General features: G+C 67.5%; 25 protein-coding genes and 1 tRNA gene. 14 read left to right on the top strand and 12 right to left on the bottom strand.

Features of this window, described 5'->3' with window-relative positions; translation table 11 throughout:
- Window positions 1-56 precede the first annotated feature (56 nt).
- Window positions 57-569: a YciE/YciF ferroxidase family protein gene (locus FZ938_RS03775; protein WP_149197298.1), complete on the bottom strand. Its 513-nt coding sequence runs from the start codon at window positions 567-569 to the stop codon at window positions 57-59.
- 139 nt (window positions 570-708) lie between these two features.
- On the opposite strand from FZ938_RS03775, the gene FZ938_RS03770 reads away from it, so the two are divergent.
- Complete coding sequence (locus tag FZ938_RS03770) at window positions 709-993, top strand: DUF6898 family protein (RefSeq protein WP_149197297.1); 285 nt, start codon at window positions 709-711, stop codon at window positions 991-993.
- A gap of 376 nt (window positions 994-1369) precedes the next feature.
- Window positions 1370-1852 (top strand): hypothetical protein, encoded by a 483-nt coding sequence (locus tag FZ938_RS03765; protein WP_149197296.1) that lies wholly within the window; start codon window positions 1370-1372, stop codon window positions 1850-1852.
- A gap of 243 nt (window positions 1853-2095) precedes the next feature.
- Here the strand turns inward: FZ938_RS03765 and FZ938_RS03760 are convergent, their stop codons facing one another.
- A complete protein-coding gene (locus FZ938_RS03760; protein WP_042701716.1) occupies window positions 2096-2539 on the bottom strand; it encodes a Ros/MucR family transcriptional regulator in 444 nt (147 codons plus the stop codon).
- A gap of 559 nt (window positions 2540-3098) precedes the next feature.
- On the opposite strand from FZ938_RS03760, the gene rpiB reads away from it, so the two are divergent.
- From rpiB to nrdR, 3 genes are all read left to right on the top strand, one after another.
- Window positions 3099-3536, top strand: coding sequence for a ribose 5-phosphate isomerase B (rpiB, locus tag FZ938_RS03755; protein WP_085088868.1), 438 nt, complete (start codon window positions 3099-3101; stop codon window positions 3534-3536).
- A 148-nt stretch (window positions 3537-3684) separates the two neighbouring features.
- Window positions 3685-4986 (top strand): serine hydroxymethyltransferase, encoded by a 1302-nt coding sequence (glyA, locus tag FZ938_RS03750; protein WP_149197295.1) that lies wholly within the window; start codon window positions 3685-3687, stop codon window positions 4984-4986.
- A 35-nt stretch (window positions 4987-5021) separates the two neighbouring features.
- The gene (nrdR, locus tag FZ938_RS03745) at window positions 5022-5489 is read left to right on the top strand and encodes a transcriptional regulator NrdR (protein WP_014247245.1); all 468 of its coding nucleotides are present in this window, start codon (window positions 5022-5024) and stop codon (window positions 5487-5489) included.
- A gap of 46 nt (window positions 5490-5535) precedes the next feature.
- Here nrdR and FZ938_RS03740 read toward each other — a convergent pair whose 3' ends face one another.
- The 9 genes from FZ938_RS03740 to FZ938_RS03700 form a co-directional block, all read right to left on the bottom strand.
- Window positions 5536-7638, bottom strand: a complete 2103-nt coding sequence (locus FZ938_RS03740; protein ID WP_149197294.1) for a sodium-translocating pyrophosphatase — start codon at window positions 7636-7638, stop codon at window positions 5536-5538.
- A gap of 244 nt (window positions 7639-7882) precedes the next feature.
- On the bottom strand, window positions 7883-8338 hold the full coding sequence (locus tag FZ938_RS03735) for a hypothetical protein (protein ID WP_149197293.1): 456 nt from the start codon (window positions 8336-8338) through the stop codon (window positions 7883-7885).
- A 91-nt stretch (window positions 8339-8429) separates the two neighbouring features.
- Window positions 8430-9428: a thiamine-phosphate kinase gene (gene thiL, locus FZ938_RS03730; protein ID WP_149197292.1), complete on the bottom strand. Its 999-nt coding sequence runs from the start codon at window positions 9426-9428 to the stop codon at window positions 8430-8432.
- Window positions 9425-10015 carry a transcription antitermination factor NusB gene (gene nusB / locus FZ938_RS03725; RefSeq protein WP_109151537.1) on the bottom strand — a complete coding sequence of 197 codons (591 nt, stop codon included), beginning with the start codon at window positions 10013-10015 and terminating at the stop codon, window positions 9425-9427. Before nusB ends, thiL begins: the two co-directional genes overlap by 4 nt.
- Window positions 10016-10050: 35 nt before the next feature.
- On the bottom strand, window positions 10051-10515 hold the full coding sequence (gene ribH / locus FZ938_RS03720) for a 6,7-dimethyl-8-ribityllumazine synthase (RefSeq protein WP_149197291.1): 465 nt from the start codon (window positions 10513-10515) through the stop codon (window positions 10051-10053).
- 22 nt (window positions 10516-10537) lie between these two features.
- Window positions 10538-11692 carry a 3,4-dihydroxy-2-butanone-4-phosphate synthase gene (ribB, locus tag FZ938_RS03715; RefSeq protein WP_149197290.1) on the bottom strand — a complete coding sequence of 385 codons (1155 nt, stop codon included), beginning with the start codon at window positions 11690-11692 and terminating at the stop codon, window positions 10538-10540.
- Window positions 11689-12276 carry a riboflavin synthase gene (locus FZ938_RS03710; RefSeq protein WP_149197289.1) on the bottom strand — a complete coding sequence of 196 codons (588 nt, stop codon included), beginning with the start codon at window positions 12274-12276 and terminating at the stop codon, window positions 11689-11691. The genes ribB and FZ938_RS03710 overlap by 4 nt, the downstream gene beginning before the upstream one ends.
- Before the next feature lie 77 nt (window positions 12277-12353).
- Complete coding sequence (gene ribD, locus FZ938_RS03705; protein WP_343075088.1) at window positions 12354-13511, bottom strand: bifunctional diaminohydroxyphosphoribosylaminopyrimidine deaminase/5-amino-6-(5-phosphoribosylamino)uracil reductase RibD; 1158 nt, start codon at window positions 13509-13511, stop codon at window positions 12354-12356.
- 26 nt (window positions 13512-13537) lie between these two features.
- Complete coding sequence (locus FZ938_RS03700; RefSeq protein ID WP_149197288.1) at window positions 13538-14032, bottom strand: outer membrane protein assembly factor BamE; 495 nt, start codon at window positions 14030-14032, stop codon at window positions 13538-13540.
- Between the two features lie 171 nt (window positions 14033-14203).
- Here FZ938_RS03700 and FZ938_RS03695 point away from each other — a divergent pair, with 171 nt between their 5' ends.
- The 8 genes from FZ938_RS03695 (at window position 14204) to FZ938_RS03660 (ending at window position 19221) form a co-directional block, all read left to right on the top strand.
- Window positions 14204-14746: a ubiquinol-cytochrome C chaperone family protein gene (locus FZ938_RS03695; RefSeq protein ID WP_149197682.1), complete on the top strand. Its 543-nt coding sequence runs from the start codon at window positions 14204-14206 to the stop codon at window positions 14744-14746.
- Window positions 14747-14927: 181 nt separating this feature from the next.
- On the top strand, window positions 14928-15503 hold the full coding sequence (locus FZ938_RS03690) for a YceD family protein (RefSeq protein ID WP_149197287.1): 576 nt from the start codon (window positions 14928-14930) through the stop codon (window positions 15501-15503).
- Between the two features lie 190 nt (window positions 15504-15693).
- Entirely contained in the window at window positions 15694-15882 is a 189-nt protein-coding gene (rpmF, locus tag FZ938_RS03685) for a 50S ribosomal protein L32 (protein WP_012973646.1), read from the top strand.
- Window positions 15883-15964: 82 nt separating this feature from the next.
- The gene (gene plsX / locus FZ938_RS03680) at window positions 15965-17017 is read left to right on the top strand and encodes a phosphate acyltransferase PlsX (protein ID WP_149197286.1); all 1053 of its coding nucleotides are present in this window, start codon (window positions 15965-15967) and stop codon (window positions 17015-17017) included.
- A gap of 3 nt (window positions 17018-17020) precedes the next feature.
- Window positions 17021-17992, top strand: coding sequence for a beta-ketoacyl-ACP synthase III (locus FZ938_RS03675; protein WP_149197285.1), 972 nt, complete (start codon window positions 17021-17023; stop codon window positions 17990-17992).
- A 157-nt stretch (window positions 17993-18149) separates the two neighbouring features.
- Window positions 18150-18482, top strand: a complete 333-nt coding sequence (locus FZ938_RS03670; RefSeq protein ID WP_085088899.1) for an integration host factor subunit alpha — start codon at window positions 18150-18152, stop codon at window positions 18480-18482.
- A 103-nt stretch (window positions 18483-18585) separates the two neighbouring features.
- On the top strand, window positions 18586-19050 hold the full coding sequence (locus tag FZ938_RS03665) for a MerR family transcriptional regulator (protein ID WP_149197284.1): 465 nt from the start codon (window positions 18586-18588) through the stop codon (window positions 19048-19050).
- 94 nt (window positions 19051-19144) lie between these two features.
- Window positions 19145-19221, top strand: a tRNA-Pro gene (locus FZ938_RS03660).
- A 196-nt stretch (window positions 19222-19417) separates the two neighbouring features.
- Here FZ938_RS03660 and FZ938_RS03655 read toward each other — a convergent pair.
- Window positions 19418-21082, bottom strand: a complete 1665-nt coding sequence (locus tag FZ938_RS03655; RefSeq protein WP_149197283.1) for a methyl-accepting chemotaxis protein — start codon at window positions 21080-21082, stop codon at window positions 19418-19420.
- Window positions 21083-21397: 315 nt separating this feature from the next.
- On the opposite strand from FZ938_RS03655, the gene FZ938_RS03650 reads away from it, so the two are divergent.
- Window positions 21398-21817, top strand: coding sequence for an organic hydroperoxide resistance protein (locus FZ938_RS03650; RefSeq protein WP_012973667.1), 420 nt, complete (start codon window positions 21398-21400; stop codon window positions 21815-21817).
- Window positions 21818-21960: the final 143 nt, after the last annotated feature.

The raw sequence follows: 21960 nt of genomic DNA, 5'->3' as shown, positions 1-21960 counted from the left end.
ACCGCGGCCCGGGTCTTTTGCCGACCCGGGGGCGATTGGTCACGGTTCGGCTGGGATCAGGCAGCCTTCTTGCCGCTGGCGGCGATCGCCTTCTTGTTCACGTCGCCGATGGCCAGCTTGTTCAGCAGCATGTCGGTGTCCTTTTCCTCCTGCAGCGTCTCGTTCAGCAGTTGCGCGACCTTGTCGAGGCCGCAGGCGGTGGCATAGGCGTGGAGCGTGCCGTAGCTGGCGATCTCGTAATGCTCCACCTTCTGGGCGGCGGCGATCAGGGCGGCGTCCTGAACCTCCGGCGCCAGACCCATTTCGAGGATCTCCTGTGCCTCGCTGATCAGCCCCTCCATCGCGTCGCAATGCTTGCCGCGGGGGCGGGTGTCCATTTCCTCGAACACCTGCTGCAGCCGTTCGATCTGGCCGTTGGTCTGTTCCAGATGGGTCTCGAAGGCCTTGCGCAGCTGGTCGGAGCTGGCGGCCCTCGCCATCTTGGGCAGGGCCTTCGCGATCTGCTTCTCGGCGTGGTAGATGTCGCGAAGATCCTCGATCAGGAGATCCTGCATCGTCTTGGCGGCCATTATGATGGTCCTTCCTCGCTGTGGGTTTTGGCGGAGCGGGGCTCCTGCGCGCCGAATGGCAGCGGGAACAACAGCGGCGGCCACCGGGCGTTGCGGTCTCGAACGGGGATTGGCTTTCGGATAGGGGAGGGGACGGATCATGACGGCAGCGGGCGGCGACGGCGAGGTGCTGTTCGAATTCCAGCGGGTCGGCAGCTATCTGAGGGTCACGGCCATCGACGCGAAGACCGGCGTCGAGGTGACGGTGGCCGGCCCGGCGACCGGCAGCCAGGAATTGCTGAAGCGTACGGCGATCAACAAGCTGCGCTTCGTCCAGACCAAGAGCGCGGACAACAGAGGCGCTTCCGGAAGCGGTTCTTCCGGGGGCGGTGCGGGCGGGGGACCGGCGAAGCCGGCGCCGAAGGGGCGTGGCGGCCTTTACTGACCGGCCGCCATCGACCGGTTGCCGGGGCCTGCCAAAGAAAACGCGCCGCCGGACGGGGCCGGGCGGCGCGGATCGAAGTCTGGCTTTTGCTGATGGTGAGCGCCGGCATGCCTCCGCCGGCAACCCCGCATGGGACATGGTCCCAGTCCGGATCGCCGGTCGTAGAGCGAACCGCTCGACCCAGACAGTAGACCTATGCCTGCCCGTTGGCACTGGCGCAGGGGGTGTAACGCTTGTAGAACCGCGCATCTCTGAACGAATGGCGCATAGAAAAGGCCCTTCTTCCACGCCGTCCGGGCGGGTAAGCGGAGAAAGGGTCCGGCCGTTGTCCGGCCGGCTTTCGCACAGAGGAACGAAACACCAGGGGAACGAGGCCATGGTCGGTGTGAGGGCGGTTCGTGTGACGGCTTTCCTGCGCGTGTCGGTGATGTCGGCGCTTTTGACGGCAACCGCCCTGGCGGCGGCCCTGCCGGTGCTGACCACGGCGCGGACGGCAACCGCCGCGACCTCGCAGAAGCCGGGTCACGGGACGCAGGATCATGGCGGCCGGTCTGCCGCCCCCGCTGCACCGTCACCGGGCGCTCAGGCCGGCGGAGCGGCATCGACGGCACCCCAGCCCACCACTCCGGCGGCGGGCTGTCTGAAGCCGGGCGTGCCGATGTGCATGGACGACCAGTCCACCTTCCTCAGCGCCGACAAGATGTCGTCCTGTCAGGGCGAGGTGAAGGAGTATGTCGACAAGTCGATGGCCTATCTGACCTGCCTGAACGAAGAGAATGTGGCGACCGGGCGGGAACTGAGCCGCAATGTCGACCGGTTCAACTGCCGCCTGTCGGGCCGGAAGGGCTGCGCCAACTGAGCTGCGCCAATCGGGGCTATGGCCGCCGGGAGGCGGTTGCGCGGTTGCGATGCCGGCGGTGGCCGGTTCGCCGTAACTGGCTTGCCGTAACTGGCCCGCTGCAACTGGCGGGGGCGACCGGCTTGCGTCTCGTCAACCAATCCGACGGCTTCGCCGTCATTCCGACCGCTTTGCCATCATTCTGACATGCACACGGGCCGAATCCCATGGGACCGGCCCGCGTTGCATACGGACTTTACACGATCAACCGGCCTTGCGGCGGGTCTGACGGCCGGAGCTGCGGCCGAGGCCGATGCGCTTGGCGAATTCCGAACGCTGCGCCGCGTAGTTCGGCGCGACCATCGGATAGTCGGGCGGAAGTCCCCAACGGGACCGATACTCGTCCGGCGACATGTTGTAGGTCGAGCGAAGGTGCCGCTTCAGCATCTTCAGCTTCTTCCCGTCTTCCAGGCAGACGATGTATTCGGGCGTCACCGATTTGCGAATCGGAACGGCAGGCTTCAGCGGTTCCGCCGCGACCTCGCGAGGCTGACCATTCAGGCCAGTCAGCGACGAGTAGACCGTATTGATCACATCGGGGATTTGCTGAGCAGGCAACACGTTCTTGCTGACATACGCCGATACGATGTCGGCGGTCATCCGCAGCAGCGCATTGTCCGGTACATCGGCGCGAAGCTGGTCGCTCATTGCACTGTGTCCTGGTATTTCATTTGTCCGTACGAACCAAGTTGCATACCGTGATTTGGGTGTCAATATAATTTCGGCAAGCTTCAAATTAGTTGCTCTTGGCTGCCAGAACAAAGGAGCGTGGTGCAAATCAGCCTTCGCTGAAAATCGTTGCACGGTTGTGGCTGTGCGGCGGCTTTAGCGGCGGTCTAGTAAGCAGGGGCTTGTGATTTTCCGCCGAGTCCGCCGCGGCAATTGGGCGTTTTCCCGCTCCTATAACGAATCGGCTATCTCCCTTGTTTCGGCTTCTCGGCAACGCAGAGGTGAAAACCGTCTCCAAACCTTCGCAGTGTCGGGGTGCCCCGGTTCGATGCGGGCGGGGAACCGCGAAGGACGGTCTGAAGGCAAGGCGTCGCCAGCCGAGGACGGGCCGGCCCCGGGTTTAGCTATGCATCCACGTCATGGTGTGGCAGTGGCGGTCTGCACCGACATCTGGTAGGGTGCGGGCGTCTTTCGCCGCATTGCCGGCGCTGTCGTCGCTTGTGCATCCGTTACCGCACGCACCGGAGTTTCCGCCGTCATGACCGTCCGCACCGTGGCACTCGCTTCCGATCACGCCGGCTATGAGCTGAAGGCCCAGATCGCCCGGCAGCTCGAGGACGCCGGCTACACCGTCCTCGACCTCGGTACCGACGGGCCGGCCTCGGTCGATTACCCGGATTTCGCCGCGGCGCTCGCCGCCGCCGTCACCGACGGCCGGGCGCAGCGCGGCGTGCTGATCTGCGGCAGCGGCATCGGCATCAGCATCGCCGCCAACCGCCACCCCGGCATCCGTGCCGCCCTGGTCCATGACGTCACCACCGCGCGCCTGTCGCGCGAGCACAACGACGCCAACGTGATCGCGCTCGGCGCCCGCGTCATCGGCCCGGAGATCGCCAAGGATTGCGTCGACGTCTTCCTGAAGACCGGCTTCGAGGGTGGGGAGCGTCACAGCCGCCGCATCGCCAAGATGGGCTGAGCGCGCCGTCGCGCCGCCTTTTCCAGGCCCGTTATTTGGCCGCCAAGGCCCGCAACCGGGACGCGACAGAACCCGGAAAGACCCAACGGAAGCCGCCTGACCGGGCGTCCGGCCGGCTTCGCGCCCTTCGATCGAGGAACCTTCCGCCATGACCAGCAGCAACACCGCCGAGATCGGCCGCTTCTTCGCCGCCTCGCTCGCCGAGACCGATCCCGAACTGGCCCGCGCGGTGCGCGACGAGCTGGTCCGCCAGCAGGAGCAGATCGAACTGATCGCGTCCGAGAACATCGTCTCGCAGGCGGTGCTGGAGGCGCAGGGCTCGGTCCTGACCAACAAGTATGCCGAAGGCTATCCGGGCAAGCGTTACTATGGCGGCTGCGAGTTCGTCGACATCGCCGAGAACCTGGCGATCGAGCGCGCCTGCAAGCTGTTCGGCTGCGATTTCGCCAACGTGCAGCCCAATTCCGGCTCCCAGGCCAACCAGGCGGTGATGCTGGCCCTGCTGCAGCCCGGCGACTGCGTGCTGGGCATGTCGCTGGCCGCCGGCGGCCACCTGACCCATGGCGCCGCGCCCAACATGTCGGGCAAGTGGTTCAAGGCCGTGCAGTACGGCGTTCGCAAGGACGACCACCTGATCGACTTCGATCAGGTCGAGGCGCTGGCCCGCGAACACAAGCCGAAGCTGATCATCGCCGGCGGCTCGGCCTATCCGCGCGTTCTGGATTACCAGCGCTTCCGCGCCATCGCGGACGAGGTCGGCGCCTACCTGATGGTGGACATCGCCCACTATGCCGGCCTGATCGCCGGCGGCGTCTATCCGAACCCGTTCCCCTATGCCGACGTGGCGACCACCACCACCCACAAGACCCTGCGCGGCCCGCGCGGCGGCATGGTGCTGACCAACAGCGAAGAGATCGCCAAGAAGATCAACTCGGCGGTGTTCCCCGGCCTGCAGGGCGGCCCGCTGATGCATGTCATCGCCGCCAAGGCTGTCGCCTTCGCCGAGGCGCTGCGTCCGGAGTTCAAGACCTACGCCCAGGCGGTGGTCGACAACGCCCAGGTGCTGGCCAAGACGCTGATCGGCGGCGGGCTGGACATCGTGTCGGGCGGCACCGACAGCCACATCGTGCTGGTCGACCTGCGTCCGAAGAACCTGACCGGCAAGGCGGCGGAAGCCAGCCTGGAGCATGCCGGCATGACCTGCAACAAGAACGGCGTGCCGTTCGACCCGCAGAAGCCGATGATCACCTCCGGCGTCCGTCTGGGCAGCCCGGCGGCGACCACCCGCGGCTTCGGCACCGCCGAGTTCAAACAGGTCGGCGAGATGATCGTCGAGACGCTGGACGGGCTGGCCGCCAGCAACTCCGGCGACAACACGGCGGTCGAGGCCGCGATGCGCGAGCGGGTGCGCGGCCTGTGCCGTCAGTTCCCGATCTATCCCACTCTCTAAGGCCCGACCCTCTGATCCGATAAGGTGATCGACAGATGCGCTGCCCGTTCTGCGGAAACGAGGATACCCAGGTCAAGGACTCGCGCCCGACCGAAGACAACTCGGCAATCCGCCGGCGGCGCTTCTGTCCCAGTTGCAGCGCCCGCTTCACCACCTTCGAACGCGTCCAGCTGCGCGAGCTGACGGTGGTGAAGAGCAACGGCCAGCGCGAACCCTTCGACCGCGAGAAACTGTTGCGGTCGATGAAGATCGCGCTGCGCAAGCGCCCGATCGACGCCGACCGCATCGACCGGGTGGTGAACAGCATGGTCCGCCAGCTGGAATCCTCCGGCGAGAGCGAAATCCCGTCGAAGCAGATCGGCGAGAAGATCATGGAGGCGCTGCAGACGATGGATCAGGTGGCGTATATCCGCTACGCCTCGGTCTACAAGGACTTCCGCGAAGCGTCAGACTTCAACGAGTTCGTGGAACAGCTGGCTCCGGAAGCGTCGCCGGGAATGTGAGTGTTCCGGTGCGGGGCAGGTGGTTGTCCTGCCCCGCACCGACCCTTCAGCTGAACTGCGCCAGGATGGCCAGCAGCAGGATCGCCACGATGTTGGTGATCTTGATCATCGGGTTCACCGCCGGGCCGGCGGTGTCCTTGTAGGGATCACCGACGGTATCCCCGGTCACCGCCGCCTTGTGGGCGTCGGAACCTTTGCCGCCGTGGTTGCCCTCCTCGATGTATTTCTTGGCGTTGTCCCAGGCGCCGCCGCCCGACGTCATGGAAATGGCGACGAAGATGCCGGTGACGATGGTGCCAAGCAGCATGGCGCCCAGCGCCGCGAAGCCGGCCGCCTGACCGCCGATGGCGGAAATGACGAAATACAGAACCACCGGTGCCAACACCGGCAACAGCGAGGGGATCACCATCTCCTTGATCGCCGCCTTGGTCAGCATGTCCACCGCGCGGCCGTAATCGGGCTTGGCGGTGCCCTCCATGATGCCGGGGATTTCGCGGAACTGGCGCCGCACCTCCACCACCACCGATCCGGCGGCGCGGCCGACGGCGGTCATGCCCATGGCGCCGAACAGGTAGGGCAGCAGACCGCCCACCAGCAGCCCGACGACGACATAGGGGTCGTTCAGCCGGAACTCCACCGGGATGTTCGGGAAGTAATGGCCAAGGTCCTGGACATAGGCGGCGAAGAGGACCAATGCGGCCAGACCGGCGGAGCCGATGGCATAGCCCTTGGTCACCGCCTTGGTGGTGTTGCCGACGGCGTCCAGCGCGTCGGTGGTGACGCGGATGTTGGCGGGCATGTCCGACATCTCGGCGATTCCGCCGGCATTGTCGGTGACCGGCCCGTAGGCGTCGAGCGCCACCACCATGCCGGCCAGCGCCAGCATCGTCGTCGCGGCGACGCCGATGCCGAAGACGCCGGCCTGCCCATGGGCGATCAGGATGCCGGCGCAGATGACGATCACCGGCAGGGCGGTCGATTCCATCGACACCGCAAGGCCCTGGATGACGTTGGTGCCGTGCCCGGTCTCCGACGCCTTGGCGACGCTGCGCACCGGGCGGTAGGCCGTCGAGGTGTAGTACTCGGTGATCCAGACCAAGAGGCCGGTGACGCCCAGCCCGACCAGGGCCGAGACGAACAGGTTGAATCCGGTGATCGTCATGCCGTCGGTCATCGGGATGGCGCGGGTGAAGCCGAACAGGATCGCGGTGACGATCAGGATCAGCACCAGCGACAGGCCCGCCGCGACGGCCAGCCCCTTGTAGAGCGCCTTCATGATGGCGTTGTCGGCGCCGAGCTTCACCGCGAAGGTGCCGGCGACCGAGGCCAGGATGCACACCGCGCCGATCAGCAGCGGATAGACCAGCATCAGTCGCAACACGCCGCCGGTAAAGAAAATCGCCGCCAACAGCATGGTGGCGACGATGGTGACGGCGTAGGTTTCGAACAGGTCGGCGGCCATACCGGCACAGTCGCCGACATTGTCGCCGACATTGTCCGCGATGACCGCCGGGTTGCGCGGGTCGTCCTCCGGAATGCCGGCCTCCACCTTGCCGACGAGATCGGCGCCGACATCGGCGCCCTTGGTGAAGATGCCGCCGCCCAACCGGGCGAAGATGGAGATCAGCGACGCGCCGAAGCTGAGCGCCACCAGCGCCTCCAGCACGGTGCGGACCTCGACCGGGTCGTTGACGTGGTAGACCAGCGTCAGGATGCCGAAATAGCCACCGACGCCCAGCAGCCCCAACCCGACCACCAGCATGCCGGTGATCGCCCCCGATTTGAAGGCGATGTCGAGCGCGGGAGCCAGCCCGCGAGTCGCCGCCTCCGCCGTGCGGACATTGGCACGGACAGAGACGTTCATGCCGATATAGCCGGCGCTGCCCGACAGGACGGCGCCGATCAGGAAGCCCAGTGCCACCGGAAAGCCCAGCGTGACCCACAGGATCAGCAGCAGGACGACGCCGGCGATGGCGATGGTGGTGTACTGGCGGTTCAGGTAGGCGCGCGCCCCTTCCTGCACCGCGGCGGCGATGGCCTGCATCCGGTCGGACCCCGGCGACGCGGCCATGACTTCTTTTCCGGTACGAAAACCGTAGGCCAGCGCGAGCAGGCCGGCGGCGATGATGACGATGAACGCTAGAGCCATCGCATCCCCCGATTGATTTTAAGGTCGCGCCCCGGAAAGGCTGGTCCCACCACGCGGATCAGTGGGGGAGAAGTCGGGCGCAAGTATTTTCACGAAAAGCATGCGCCCGGTCCCGCCGCTTTGCAACCGCCGCACGGGTCGACGCGACGCGGCGAAATGGCCGAGGGTGATCCTGACCTTTATGGGTAGTACAGGGCTTCTGCACCGTAAAATGGGTGCAAATGGCGGGTGTTGTGCAGTGCGGTCAGAGATTGCGTTGCGTAACCGCCTGAACCAGCACGTCATAGACCGCGTCCTTGCCCACCACTTTGACGGCGGCCTCCTTCAATTTCGCCTTTACGGCAGGAATATTGACCAAAGCACCGTTCAGGATCGACTTGTCGGCGACGCCGCCGTAGAGCGCGGTGAGGAATGCGTCGGTCAGGCGTGGCTGGTTGGCCTGGACCATCGGCTGCTGTTCAAGAATCACCTCGACCGCCACCACCACGGTGACGAATTGCTCGACTCGGGAAGGGCCGATCATCGGCACCACCAGCGGGGGCAAGCGGACGAAGGCGGTGGGCGGCTTTGGCGGCGGCTCGACCTTCTTCGGTTCTTCCGGGTGCGGGGTAAAATATTTCTGATAGACGAACCAGCCGCCGAAGCTGGCGCCGCCCAGCAGCACGATGCCGAGAACGAGGACGATCAGGGCCTTGACCACGGCGGCACACCTTACGCAGACGTAAATTCGCCGAACCCTGCGCCGGGGATGCTTTCGATTGTCTTAAATGCGCGGCGTCGTTGCAGACGCGTCAGAAATGGTCCCAACCGCGCCGGGTCAGCGGCAGGGGCGCGTCGGACGCATCCAGCACGGCGACATCACCGGGCGTGCCGGGGCGGAGTTCGCCGATTTCGGTGATCGCGACGCCGCACTCGGCCGCCAGGGCCGCCAGGGCGTCGCGGGCCGAGGGCGGGGCGGTGAACAGAAGCTCGTAATCATCGCCGCCGGTGATGGCAAGCGCCAGCCGGACCGGATCGCCGTCGATGGCGCCGCGCGCCGCATCCGACAGCGGCACCGCATCGGCTCTCAGCAGAGCGGCGCAGCCGGATTCCTCGCAGAGATGGCCAAGGTCGGCGACAAGACCGTCCGACACGTCCATCGCACCGCTCGCCAGCCCGATCAGCCGCGGCCCGACGCTTATGCGCGGGTCCGGCCGGCGCATCCGGCGCAGCAGATGGGCGCGGGTCTCCTCGTCCGGGACATCGAGGCGACCATAGGCGATCTCCAACCCCAGGGCGGCATCGCCGATGCTGCCGGTGATGAAGACGCGGTCGCCCGGCTGTCCGCCCCAGCGCGGCAGGGCGCAGCCGGTGGGGACCAGCCCGAAGGCGGTCACCGACAGGGTGATCGGGCCGCTGGTGGAGACCGAATCGCCGCCGGCCAGCGCGATGCCGAACCGGTGCTGTTCCTCGCCCAGGCCGGCTGCGAACGCCTCCAGCCACGACTCGTCCAGCCCGCGGGGCAGGGCGGTCACCAGCGTATAGGCCAGCGGCTCCGCCCCCATGGCGGCGAGGTCGGACAGGTTGCTGCGCATCAGCTTGGCGGCGATGTCGGCCGGCGCGTCGTCGGGGAAGAAATGCACCCCAGCCACCATGGCGTCGGTGGTGACCACCAACTCCCGCCCCTCCGGCACCCCGAACACGGCGGCATCGTCCCGCAACCCGCGGGCGCCGGGGAACCCGGCGGCCAGCGGCTTGAAGAAGCGGGCGATGCGGCCGAACTCGCCGAGGGGGTGGCTTTGAGACGTCACTCCTCGCCCGTGCCGCGGCCGGGGTCGGGCTTGGCGAGGTCGTCGGCGCGCAGTGCGCGGGCGACGTGGTCGAGAACGCCGTTCACCATCGCCGGCTCGCGGCCGGAGAAGAAGGCGCGGGCGACGTCGACATACTCGCTGATGAGGATGCGCGGGTGGGTGTCCATATGGACCGCGATCTCATAGGCGCCGGCGCGCAGGATGGCGCGCAGCAGCAGCTCCAGCCGGTCGAGCGGGAAGCGTGGGTCGAGCGCGGCGCCCAGCACCCCGTCGACCTCGGCCCGGCGGTGGACGACGCCGCGGACGATGTCGGCGAACAGCTGCGGATCGCCGGCGACGAACTTGTCGCCGTCGATCTCCTCTCCCAGCCGGTGGGCGACGAACTCGCCGACGACATTCTCGACCGGGGCCTGGGCCAGATCGATCTGGTACAGCGCCTGGGCCGCGGCCAGACGGGCGGCCTTGCGGCGCGCCTTGGCGGAGCCGCCGCCGGTCTTGTTCTTGCGGGACTTCGATTTGCCCTTGGAGTCGCCGCCCTTGGGGGCGTGATCGGGTGTCACGGGGCTGCCCGCGTCGTCGTTGCTCATGATCTGCAGTCGCTAAAAGAGAGGAGATGTCGGGGTCAGCGCGGATAGAGGCGGAATTTGCGCTTCAGGTCAATCATGTCAAGACAGGCCCGCGCGGCACGGCCGCCCATATTGACCGATCCGACATTGGCCCGCGCCCAGGCCTGCTCGCGGTTTTCCACCGTCAGGATGCCGTTTCCGACCGCCAGACTGTAACGCAGCGCCAGATCCTGCAAGCCGCGGGCGCTTTCGGCACAGATCGTGTCGTAGCGCGTCGTCTCGCCCCGGATCACGCAGCCGAGCGCGATATAGCCGTCGAAGCGCTTGCGGGCGGTGAAGAAATCCATGGAGCGGATGGCGTACATGATCGCCGCCGGAAGCTCCAGACAGCCGGGCACGCCATAGCGGATGTGCGTGGCGCCGGCGCGGTCCAGTTCCGCGACGGCGCCACGCGCCAGCTCATCGGCGATGTCCTCGTGGACGCGGGCGTCCACGACCATGATGTGGGGCGTGTCGGTCATCCGGCGGCGACCAGTCCCTTCCTCAGTCGTCGCCCGGGCCGGCGGCGCCCGTTCCATCGGCCGTGGGGCCGACCGCGCGGTGGCCGACCACGGTCAGGCCGTAGCCCTCCAACCCGATGATCGGCTTCTTGCGGTTGGAGATCAGCACCATCTTGCGCACGCCCAGATCCAGCAGGATCTGGGCGCCGATGCCATAGTCGCGCAGTTCCGGCACGCTGCTGGCCTGACCTTCCAGCCGGGCCTTCAGCGTGACCGAGAGGCCGTTCGGGTTCGGCTCGCGCAGAAGCACGACGACGCCGCGGCCTTCCTTGGCGATCAGCTCCATCGAGGCGTGGAGTTCGTTGTCGCGGCCGGAGTTGCGGTCGCCCAGCACGTCGTCCAGCACCGATTGGGCATGCATGCGGACCAGCACCGGCTCGTCGCCGGAGATGTCGCCGCGCACCAGCGCGATGTGCTCCGCATACTGGATCTTGTTGACATAGACATAGGACTGGAACCGGCCGCCGTAACGGCTGTCCAGCGTGCCGGCCAGCACCTGCTCGACGATGGTCTCGGTGCGGCGGCGATAGGCGATCAGGTCGGCGATGGTGCCCACCTTCAGCCCGTGGAACTGTGCGAACTGCACCAGATCCGGCAGGCGGGCCATGCTGCCGTCGTCGTTCATGATCTCGCAGATCACCGCCGACGAAGAATGGCCGGACAGCCGGGCGATGTCGACCGACGCCTCCGTATGGCCGGCGCGGACCAGCACGCCGCCGTCACGCGCCAGCAGCGGGAAGATGTGACCGGGGGTGGCGAGATCCTGCGGGCCGGACGCCGGGTCGATGGCGACGGCGATGGTGCGGGCGCGGTCGGCGGCCGAGATGCCGGTGGTCACCCCCTCGCGCGCCTCGATCGAGACGGTGAAGGCGGTCTGGTGGCGCGAGGCGTTCTGCTGCGCCATCAGCGGCAGGCGCAGCCGTTCGATGTTCGGCCGGTCCATGGTCAGGCAGATCAGGCCGCGCCCATGCTTGGCCATGAAGTTCACCGCATCCGGCGTGGCGCAGGAGGCGGGGATCACCAGATCGCCCTCGTTCTCCCGGTCCTCGTCGTCGACCAGGATGAACATTCTGCCCTGACGCGCCTCTTCGATGATCTCTTCGGCCGTCGACAGGTACTTGTGAAACTCGGACGTCATTCCTGCCCCGCGAGCCGGGCGACATAGCGCGCCAGCATATCGATTTCGAGATTGACCGGATCGCCCTCCCTCAGCCCGCCGAAGGTGGTCGCGGTCTGGGTGTGGGGGATGATGTTGACGCCGAAGCGGTTGCCCTCGACCTCGTTGACGGTCAGGGACACGCCGTCGATGGCGACCGAACCCTTCGGCGCGATGTATTTGGCGAGGGTGGCCGGCGCCTCGAAGGTCAGGCGCAGCGATTCGCCTTCGGGGCGGATCGACAGCAGCCGGCCGACGCCGTCGACATGGCCGGACACGATGTGCCCGCCCAGCTCGTCGCCGACCTTCAGCGCGCGTTCCAGGTTGACGCGCGTGCCGGGCTCCCACCCGCCGAGCGTCGTCTTCGACAGGGTCTCCCCCGACGCCTGGATGACGTAGGTCCCCGGTCCCTTTTCGATGACCGTCAGACAGACGCCGTTGTGGGCGATGGACGCCCCGATCGCGATCGTCTCCGTGTCGAAGGCGGTCTCGATGGTGAACCGGGTGTCGCCCTGCCGCTCCACGGCCTGGACGCGCCCGACATCGGTGATGATTCCGGTGAACATGCGGGGAATTTAGCAGGTTTCGCGGCCAGGGGAAGCGCGCGCGACACCGCGGACGGCGCAACGGTCTGTTGCGTCGGCTAGACCGATGCTTTGGCGGGGATCCGGCGGTAGCTTTCGGCGAGATCGGCGCCGGCACCGCGGACGGCGGCGCGTTCGAAGCGCGCCATGGCGGCCAGCGCCTCGACTCCGAAGCCGGCGACCGCCGGCAGCCCGTCGCCGCCGATCAGCGAGGCGGCGCGGAACCACTCCAGCCGGTCGACCAGCCCGGCGCCGAGCAGGGCGCCGGCGATGGACGCTCCGCCCTCCACCAGCACGCGGGTGATGCCGCGGGCGGCGAGGGCGGTCATCGCGGCGGCTGGATCGATGCGGCCGTCAGCGTCGGTGGCAACCGGGATCACTTCGACGCCGAGAGCGGTCAGCGCCTGGGTGCGGGCGGGATCGGCAGAAGGGCCGGTGACGATCCAGCTCGGGATGCGGCCGGCGCCGGTGGCGAGCTTTGCCGTCGGCGGCAGGCGCAGGCTGCTGTCCACCACCACGCGCACCGGGCTGCGGTCTTCCAGGCCGGGCAGGCGGCAGGTCAGTTCGGGATCGTCGGCCAGCGCGGTGCCGATGCCGACCAGGATGGCGTCGTGGCTGGCGCGCAGCCGGTGGCCCCAGGCGCGGGCGGTGGGGCCGGTGATCCACTGCGACTCGCCGGTGGCGGTGGCGATGCGGCCGTCCAGCGTGCTGGCGACCTTCAGCGTCACCAGCGGGCGGCCCAGCGTGATGCGGTTGAAGAAGCCCTCGTTCAGGGCCAGCGCCTCGGCCTCGCAGACGCCGGTGGTCACCTCGATGCCGGCATCGCGCAGCCGGGTCAGGCCACCGCCGGCGACCCGCGGGTCGGGGTCCTGGCAGGCGACGACGACGCGCGCCACCTTCGCCTCCACCAGCGCCAGGGCGCAGGGCGGCGTCTTGCCATAGTGATTGCAGGGTTCCAGCGTGACGTAGGCGGTGGCGCCTTCCGCCCCGCCGCCCTCTATCCCGCCGGAGAGGCTGCGGGCACGGGCCAGCGCCTCCGTCTCGGCATGCGGCCTCCCGCCGGGCTGGGTCCAGCCGCGGCCGATCACGGCGCCGCCGCGGACCAGCACACAGCCGACCGCCGGATTGGGCCATGTCCGCCCCAGCCCGCGCGCGGCGAGCGACAGGGCGGCGCGCATGTGGCGCAGGTCGGTGTCTGTATCGGGATGAACCGGCACGGAGGGCCTGGCTGGCGGCTAAGCGATCAGCTGCCGGGGCCCTTGCCCTTGGTGTCCTTGGCGGAGAAGCGGCCGACGTTGCCCATCATCTGTTCCAGGAAGCCCATCTCGCGGCCGGCGGTCGGGGTGGTGCGTTCCACCAGATCGACGTCCTGGCCAGCCGACTTGTCGAGCGTCTTGATCTCGCGCAGGACGCCGGTGTCGTCGAAATGGGCGACGACGACGCGGCGCTCCGTCACTTCCGGCTCGAAGAAGGCGGTCTTCTCTGTCTTCTGCCCGATATAGTACCAGACGTTCGGATCGAAGGTGCCGACCGAGGTCGGGGTGCCCAGCACCGCGGCGACGTCGTCGCGCCGGCTCTGGCCCGGCTGCAGCTCTGCCACCAGCTGCGGGTCCGTCAGGTTGCCGCGGGTGGCGACGATGGGCGAGCAGCCGGTCGCGGCGAGGCCGGCGAGCAGGACGCTGCCCAGCAGGGCGGTGCGAATGACGGTGCGGGGGGCGGAAAAGTTCGATCTGGTCATGGTGCTCGGGCTATGATGGAGCCGGCGGGGCAGTGAGGCCGTCCACGGCTGTGGACAGTCTCCGTGCGGGACAATCGCACCGGCTGCTTCGCCCTGTCAACGAGACTCCGAGTCGGGGAAGGGCTGCCGTTCGTGTCAGGAAGCTTTATCGGCCGTCTGCTGGCCCCTTTGATGTCCGGGATCGGCGGCGGCGCGCGTGCCCGCAACGCCACGGCGGTGGGCGGCCTGTTCACCGCCATCGTCGGCCGCGCCCGCGAGCCGGCCTTCTACAGTGCGCTCGCCGTGCCGGACACGCTCGACGGGCGGTTCGAAATGGTGGCGCTGCATCTGCTGCTGGTGATGCGCCGGCTGAAGGGGCAGGGCGCGGAGGCGGGCAAACTGTCGCAGCGCCTCTACGAGACGATGGTCGACGATTTCGAGAAGTCGCTGCTGGAGATGGGGGTCGGCGACAGCGGCATCGCCCGGCGCGTCAAGACGATGGCGCGCGGCATGGCCGGACGCATCCGCGCCTATGACGAGGCGCTGGCCGACTCCGACGACGGCAGGCTGGAAGTGGCGCTGGACAACAACCTCTACGGCACGGTGGACCCGGTGCCGGACGGGGTGCTGGTGACCATCGCCGCCTATGTGCGCGCCTGCGCCGCGGCGCTCGACGCCCAGCCGCTGGAGTCGCTGATGCAGGGGGAGGTCCGCTTCGCGCCGGTGCCGGCGTGAGCGTTGCACTATATTAAGGTGAGCGTTGAATCGCTCGCGGCCGGGCGGGCGATGCCCAGGGAGATGCCCTGGGAGATGCTTGAGGGCTTGCCTTTCCGGTGCGGCGGCTGCATGTGACTTGAGTGATGCCGGTCGCCCGTCGCGCCGGCCGTTCCGGTTTTCGATCAGAGAGTCTTTCGCCATGAGTCCTGCCAACGGTGCCCTGCCGGCCCCGGAATTCTCGCGCATCGTCCCTGCCGACGCTGTGCGCCGCGCCGACGTGATCGAGACCATCGAAGCGACGGAGACGGAGCGCAAGGCGCTGGCCGAACGGCTGGAGCTGGAGGCGATCGGCAGCCTGACCGCCACGGTGAAACTGCGGGCGGTGCGCGGCGGCCAGATGATCCGCGTCTCCGGCCGGTTGGAGGCCGACGTGGTCCAGACCTGCGTCGTCACGCTGGAGCCGGTGCCCGCCCATGTCAGCGAGAGCTTCGATGCGCTGTTCGCCCCGCCGTCGATGATCGAAGACCAGGGGCTGGAGATCGATTTCGACCCGTCCCTGTCGGACGAGGACATTCCCGAGCCGATGGACAACAACCGAATCGACATCGGCGAGTTGACGGCGCAGCACCTGTCGCTGGGCCTGGACCCCTATCCGCACGCCGAAGGGGTGGAATTCGAAGGCTATGACGAGGACCCGGTGGAGGAAGAGGTGGCGGAAGAGCCTGAAAAGCCCAATCCCTTCGCCGTTCTGCAACAGTTGAAGTCGCGGGACTGATCGGACTGTTGCTTTCCCCGCCGCGCCTTGTATAAGGGCCGGCATTTCCACCCCCACCAATGAGCGGCGCGGGGTTGCGAAATGGGGGTTGTTCGGGCTTGCCCTTTGGGGGCATTTGCCTTATTGAATGCCGCTCGCGCTGGGCGGCCCCTGTTCGGGCCGCCCTTTCCAATGAAGAGAGTTTACGGTCATGGCTGTTCCGAAGAAGAAGACCTCCAAGTCGCGGCGCAACATGCGGCGTTCGCACCACGCTCTGCCGACGTCGGCGTACAACGAGTGCCCGAACTGCGGCGAGCTGAAGCGTCCGCACCACGTCTGCGGGTCTTGCGGCCATTACGACCAGCGTGAAGTGGTTCAGAGCGGCACCGCGGCCGCTTGATCCGGATCGCGTTGTCTGAGGTCCCGATGACCGGGGGCGCTGGTCGCCCCTGCCGGGGTCCAAGCCGGGGAGCCTGTTCGCGGTGAGCCAGCGCCTGACCATCGCCCTGGATGCCATGGGTGGCGATCTCGGCCCCGACATGGTCGTTGCCGGGGCGGACATCGCGCGGGAGCGCCATCCCGACGTGCGCTTTCTGCTGTACGGCGACCAGCAGCGGCTCGAACCGCTGCTGAGCCAGCGGCCTGCGTTGAAGGCAGTGGCGGAAATCCGCCACACCGCCGACTTCGTGGCCGGTGACGCCAAGCCGGCAGTGGCGTTGCGCGCCGGTCGCCAGTCCAGCATGAGGCTTGCCATCGACGCCGTCGCGGCGGGCGAGGCTGCCTGCGTGGTGTCGGCCGGCAACACCGGCGCCCTGATGGCGATGGCGAAGTTCGTGCTGAAGACGCTGCCGGGCATCGACCGGCCGGCGATGGCCTCCTTCTTCCCGACGCAACGGGGCGAGAGCGTGATGCTGGACCTCGGCGCCAACGCCGAATGCCAGCCGGAAAATCTCGTCCAGTTCGCCGTGATGGGGGCCGTCTTCGCGCGCGCCATCCTGGGCCTTCCGGAGCCGTCGATCGGTGTGCTGAACATCGGGTCGGAGGACATGAAGGGCAACGAGGTGGTGCGTGCCGCGGCGGCCAGCCTGCGCGACATGCCGCTGCCCGGCCGCTTCCATGGCTTCGTCGAAGGCACGGACATCGGGCTGGGAACGGTGGACGTCATCGTCACCGACGGTTTCACCGGCAATGTCGCGCTGAAGACGGCGGAGGGCACGGCCAAGCTGTTCTCGGAGTTCCTGCGCCGGACCTTCGCGACGTCGTTCCTGGCACGGATCGGCTATCTGCTGGCACGCGGCGCCTTCAAGCGCTTCCGCGAGCGGATCGACCCGCGCCGCTACAACGGCGCGATGTTCCTGGGCCTGCGCGGCGTCTGCGTGAAGAGCCATGGCGGCACCGACGCGGTCGGCTTCGCCAATGCCGTCGCGGTCGCCGTCAATCTGGCGACGCATGGCTTCAACGAACGCATCAAGGAAGAGATGGGGCGCATAGCCGACGCGAACCCTCTTCCCGACACGAAGGCGGCGGCGGGCTGAACAATGGTCATGCGTTCCCGAGTTCTGGGTTGCGGTATCTTCCTGCCGTCCAATGTCGTCACCAACAAAGATTTGGAACAGCGGGTCGACACGTCGGACGAATGGATCGTCCAGCGCACCGGCATCAAGTCCCGCCACATCGCCGCGGAGGGGGAGAAGACCTCCGACCTCGCCATCGCCGCGGCGACCCGCGCGCTGGAGCATGCCGGCGTGCCGGCCGCCAGCATCGACTGTATCATCCTGGCCACCACCACGCCCGACAACACCTTCCCGGCCACGGCGACCAAGGTGCAGGCGGCGCTGGGGACCAAGGGCTTCGCCATGGACATCCAGGCGGTGTGCGCCGGATTCGTCTATGCCATGTCGGTGGCCGACAATTTCCTGCGCAACGGTCAGGCGCGCCGCGCCCTGGTGATCGGGGCGGAAACCTTCTCCCGCCTGCTGGACTGGAACGACCGCACCACCTGCGTGCTGTTCGGCGACGGCGCCGGCGCCATCGTTCTGGACGCCTATGAAGGCAAGGGCGATTCGTCCGACCGCGGCGTGCTGTCCACCCACCTGCATTCCGACGGCAGCCAGTACGACCTGCTCTACGTCGACGGCGGCGCATCGTCGACCGGCACCATCGGCCATGTCCGCATGCACGGGCAGGAAATCTTCCGCCACGCCGTGTCCAAGCTGTCGGCGGTGGTGGAGGAGGCTCTGGTCGCCAACGGCCTCGAGTCGACCGACATCGACTGGATGGTGCCGCACCAGGCGAACCGCCGCATCATCGACGGGCTGGCCCGCAAGATGAAGCTGTCGCCGGAGAAGGTGGTTCTGACGGTTGACCGCCACGGCAACACCTCGGCCGCGTCGATCCCGCTGGCGCTGGGCGAGGCGGTGGCCGACGGCCGCATCAAGCGTGGCGACCTGATCCTGATGGAAGCCATCGGCGGCGGCCTGACCTGGGGTTCGGCGCTGATCCGCTGGTAAGCCGCCGGCGTCCCATTCCACTCTCCCCGTTGCCATGCTGCGCTGCAACCCCGGCCGGACTTCGGCCGGGCCGTTTGCGGCTGCCAAGCTTTTGAATTGACGGACCTTCTTCCCCCGGATTACCGTCTTCGCAATGGTTGCGGGGGGAGGTCGAACAATGTCGCAAAACACCGTCACGCGCGCGCAATTGAGCGAAGCCGTCTATCAGGAGGTCGGTCTTTCGCGCAATGAATCGGCCGATCTGGTCGAAACCGTCCTGGACGAGATTTCCGATGCGCTCGCCCGGGGGGAGATGGTGAAGATCTCGTCCTTCGGCAGCTTTCAGGTCCGCCAGAAGGGCGAGCGAATCGGCCGCAATCCCAAGACCGGGGAAGAGGTGCCGATCCTGCCGCGCCGGGTTTTGGTCTTTCGCGCCAGCCATGTGCTGAAGAACCGCATCAACGAGGTTCAGGAGGGTGGGGCGCCGACGCCCGCGCGGGCGCTGTCCTGACGTTGGCCGTTCCCGATGATTCGGATGTCCCGTCCATCGCCGTGCCGTGCCGTCCCGCGGACCGCCGCCTTCGGTCATTGCCGGAAGGCGGCCTGATCCGGTCATGAAATCCGCCACGGCCTATCGCACCATCAGCGAGGTGTCGACCGACCTCAACGTGCCTCAGCATGTGCTGCGGTTCTGGGAGACGAAGTTTCCCCAGATCCGCCCGCTGAAGCGCGGCGGCGGCCGACGCTATTACCGGCCGGAGGATGTCGATCTTCTGCGGCGCATCCAGGCGCTGCTGTATGAGGACCGCTACACCATCAAGGGCGTTCAGCGCCTGTTGAAGGAAGGGCGGATGTCCGATCCGACGCCGCCGCTGCCCGAAGACACGGATGACGGCAACGAGGCGCCGGATGTCGAAGCTTTCACCATTGACGAACCCGATGACGGCGGCGAGGCCGGTGCCGACCAGCCGCCCCTGTCCGATGCGGTGCGTCACGAGATCACCATGGTGTTGGACGAGTTGAAATCGTTGCGATCGGTGCTGTCCCGCCTGTCCGAAATGGGGAGCAAAAAAAGCTGAAAATTCATCACGGGAGATGTTGCATCGGCAAAAGCCCGCGGCTATAGTCCCGTTCCCTTCCGGAGCCAAGCCGCAAGCACTGCGGTGAAGTTGACGGAGCGTAGCGCAGCCTGGTAGCGCATCAGACTGGGGGTCTGGGGGTCGCAGGTTCAAATCCTGTCGCTCCGACCAGTTCCGGAAGGAAAGAAAAGCCTTGGAACCCAACGGTTCCAAGGCTTTTTCTTTGCCCGCGTCATCGGGGGGCCGGTGCGTCATCTGTCGGCGCCGTGTGGAACTCTTGTGTGGAAGTCGGGCCGGTTCCCACACGCGGCGCCGCCATGGTCGCCCCCTCCGGCGCCAGATCCTGGTTGTGAGAGAGCGACGCCGGTCACGCGGCGCGGATGCCGCTCAGGAAGGTCTCCACCTCCTGCCGCAGCAGTTCCGACTGGCGCGCCAACTCGCCCGAGGCGCCCAGCACCTGACTGGCCGCGGCGCCGGTCTGGGCCGCCGCCTCGCTGACGCCGCCGATGTTGGCGCTGACCGACGCGGTGCCGCTGGAGGCCTCCTGAACGTTGCGGGCGATCTCGGCCGTTGCCGCGCCCTGCTCCTCGATGGCGGAGGCGATGGAGGTGGCGACCTCGCTGATCGTCGCGATGGTCCGGCTGATGCCGCCGATCGCCTGGGCCGCGCCGTTGGTGGCGCCCTGCATCGAGGCGATCTGGGTGCCGATGTCCTCCGTCGCCTTGGCCGTCTGGTTGGCGAGGCTTTTCACCTCCGACGCCACCACGGCGAAGCCCTTGCCCGCTTCTCCCGCCCGTGCCGCCTCGATGGTGGCGTTCAGCGCCAGCAGATTGGTCTGGGTGGCGATGCCGTTGATCATCTGCACGATCTCGCCGATGCGCTGCGCCTGCTCGACCAGCCCCTGGACCTGGGCATTGGTCTGCTGCGCTTCGCCCACCGCCTGATCGGCGATGGCAGTGGAGCGCGACACCTGCCCGCTGATCTCGGTGATGGAGGCGGTCAGCTCCTCCGTTGCCACTGCGACGGCCTGGACGTTGGATGAGGCCTCGACCGCCGTTCGAGCCGCCGCCGTTGCACGCGCATTGGTTTGGTCGGCGATGCCCGACATGCTGTGCGCCGTCTGGCTCAGTTCGGTGGCGGCGGACGACAGCGTGTGCAGGATGCCGCTGACGGTCGCTTCGAAATGGCGGACCAGACGCTCCACCTCGGCCGTGCGCCGTTCCTTGGCGGCGCGGTCGGCCGCCTGCTCGGCCTCCAGCCGGTCGGCGGTCTGCAGCGCGTCGCGGAAGGTGACGACCGCGGTGGCCATCGCGCCGACCTCGTCACCGCGCGCCGCATCCGTCAGGTCGACGCCGTAATCCTTGCGGGCAAGGCGTCCCATGCTCGCGGTCAGGCGGGCCAGCGGCTCCACGACGCTGCGGCGGGCAATCAGCAGGGAGAGCAGGGCGCCGGCGAGAATGCCGATAAGCCCGACCGCCGCCACGGCGACCTTCACGAAGCTCTCGGTCTCCTCCACCGCCTCGGTGAGTTGGGCGATCCGCTTCGTCCCAGTCTCGATGATCGGATCGGTCAGGGCCGAGGCCGCGCGCTCGCCGTTGCGCACATCGCTGCGGAACAGGGCGGCGGCGGCGGCGCGCTGCCCCGCCAGGGCGAGGTCCTGCGTCTTCGCCAGGGCATCCATCACCTTGACCTGCAGCGGACCGATTTGCCCGGCGGCCGGATTGCCCGACGCGGCGAGAAGCCGGTCGAGCCGGCGGTTGGTGTCCGCCATTTCATCAATTCGCGCGCCGAACCGTTCGCCGATCGCCGCCTGCGTCGCAGCGTCCTCGGAAATGAGGTTCAAGGCGTCACGCTGCAGGGACCTACTGATCGACCGCAGTTCCGATGCGGTGAGGACCATCCGATCCGTCCGGATCAGGGCTTGGTTGGCGGCGGCGATGCGGTTCAACCCCCATACCGAGGTGCCGCCGATGGCGGCCGACACGATGGAAAGGACCAGGACCGGCAGCAGGATCTTGTTGGAAAGTTTCATCGCACTCTCGGGGGGGGGCAGCGGAATGAGGGGCCGGAAGGTCACTCCGCCGGCACGAACTCGGCAGTAGCCCTAACTGGGTTAACAAATGGCAATACGCGGGTATGCGGGCCAACCCGCACCGGGCATTGGTCATCTGGCTCCAGGGCAGCGTCATGCGCCAAACGCATTGCACGCAATCAAATAGCGCACGATAAAAAGAGATTGCGTGCAATTCAATTGTGCGCAATAGTTCTTCTCACGAGATCGACGGGCGCCGGTTCAAACCGCCGCCCCGGAAACCCAGCCAATCCAATCTGTGAAGGAGCACACGCCATGAAGACCCTGTATTCGACCAAGGTGACCGCCACCGGTGGCCGTGACGGCAAGGCCGTCAGCGAGGATGGCCTGCTGTCGGTCGCGCTGGCCGCGCCGAAGGAACTGGGCGGCCAAGGCGGCGCCACCAATCCGGAACAGCTGTTCGCCGCCGGCTATTCGGCCTGCTTCATCGGCGCCATCAAGTTCGTCGGCAACCGCGACAAGATCGCCGTTCCGGCCGACCTGACGGTGAACGCCACGGTCGGCATCGGCGCCCGCGACGATGGCGAGGGCTTCGGCCTGACCGTCGACTTCGTGGTCTCGCTGCCGGGCATGGACAAGGCCGCCGCCGAAGACCTGCTGGCCCGTGCCCACAAGGTCTGCCCGTACAGCCACGCCACCAAGGGCAACATCCCGGTCACCACGACCGTCGCCTGACGATGGGGCTGAAGGCCGGATCTTGAGGGTATCGCCCGAGGCGTAAAGCCTTCGGCATTGCGCTGCCGGGCTGTTGCGCGCGATTGTGCGGGATGCACGATCGATCGACGCGCGGCATCCCGGCGGCGCGCCATCTTTTTCAC

This window comes from Azospirillum oryzae (assembly GCF_008364795.1).
Taxonomy (GTDB): Bacteria; Pseudomonadota; Alphaproteobacteria; order Azospirillales; family Azospirillaceae; genus Azospirillum; species Azospirillum oryzae.
This window is presented reverse-complemented; position numbering and strand designations above follow the sequence as displayed.

Bases quoted from the DNA above. Each gene is read 5' to 3' on its own strand.
- rpmF (WP_012973646.1), top strand. From the start codon at position 15,694: ATGGCTGTTCCGAAGAAGAAGACCTCCAAGTCGCGGCGCAACATGCGG.
- FZ938_RS03650 (WP_012973667.1), top strand. From the start codon at position 21,398: ATGAAGACCCTGTATTCGACCAAGGTGACCGCCACCGGTGGCCGTGAC.
- FZ938_RS03765 (WP_149197296.1), top strand. From the start codon at position 1,370: ATGGTCGGTGTGAGGGCGGTTCGTGTGACGGCTTTCCTGCGCGTGTCG.
- FZ938_RS03770 (WP_149197297.1), top strand. From the start codon at position 709: ATGACGGCAGCGGGCGGCGACGGCGAGGTGCTGTTCGAATTCCAGCGG.
- FZ938_RS03775 (WP_149197298.1), bottom strand. From the start codon at position 569: ATGGCCGCCAAGACGATGCAGGATCTCCTGATCGAGGATCTTCGCGAC.
- FZ938_RS03760 (WP_042701716.1), bottom strand. From the start codon at position 2,539: ATGAGCGACCAGCTTCGCGCCGATGTACCGGACAATGCGCTGCTGCGG.
- nusB (WP_109151537.1), bottom strand. From the start codon at position 10,015: ATGAGCAACGACGACGCGGGCAGCCCCGTGACACCCGATCACGCCCCC.
- FZ938_RS03675 (WP_149197285.1), top strand. From the start codon at position 17,021: ATGGTCATGCGTTCCCGAGTTCTGGGTTGCGGTATCTTCCTGCCGTCC.
- ribB (WP_149197290.1), bottom strand. From the start codon at position 11,692: ATGACGTCCGAGTTTCACAAGTACCTGTCGACGGCCGAAGAGATCATC.
- FZ938_RS03710 (WP_149197289.1), bottom strand. From the start codon at position 12,276: ATGTTCACCGGAATCATCACCGATGTCGGGCGCGTCCAGGCCGTGGAG.
- FZ938_RS03670 (WP_085088899.1), top strand. From the start codon at position 18,150: ATGTCGCAAAACACCGTCACGCGCGCGCAATTGAGCGAAGCCGTCTAT.
- nrdR (WP_014247245.1), top strand. From the start codon at position 5,022: ATGCGCTGCCCGTTCTGCGGAAACGAGGATACCCAGGTCAAGGACTCG.
- FZ938_RS03690 (WP_149197287.1), top strand. From the start codon at position 14,928: ATGAGTCCTGCCAACGGTGCCCTGCCGGCCCCGGAATTCTCGCGCATC.
- rpiB (WP_085088868.1), top strand. From the start codon at position 3,099: ATGACCGTCCGCACCGTGGCACTCGCTTCCGATCACGCCGGCTATGAG.
- FZ938_RS03655 (WP_149197283.1), bottom strand. From the start codon at position 21,082: ATGAAACTTTCCAACAAGATCCTGCTGCCGGTCCTGGTCCTTTCCATC.
- FZ938_RS03695 (WP_149197682.1), top strand. From the start codon at position 14,204: ATGTCCGGGATCGGCGGCGGCGCGCGTGCCCGCAACGCCACGGCGGTG.
- glyA (WP_149197295.1), top strand. From the start codon at position 3,685: ATGACCAGCAGCAACACCGCCGAGATCGGCCGCTTCTTCGCCGCCTCG.
- FZ938_RS03740 (WP_149197294.1), bottom strand. From the start codon at position 7,638: ATGGCTCTAGCGTTCATCGTCATCATCGCCGCCGGCCTGCTCGCGCTG.
- ribH (WP_149197291.1), bottom strand. From the start codon at position 10,515: ATGACCGACACGCCCCACATCATGGTCGTGGACGCCCGCGTCCACGAG.
- FZ938_RS03700 (WP_149197288.1), bottom strand. From the start codon at position 14,032: ATGACCAGATCGAACTTTTCCGCCCCCCGCACCGTCATTCGCACCGCC.
- FZ938_RS03665 (WP_149197284.1), top strand. From the start codon at position 18,586: ATGAAATCCGCCACGGCCTATCGCACCATCAGCGAGGTGTCGACCGAC.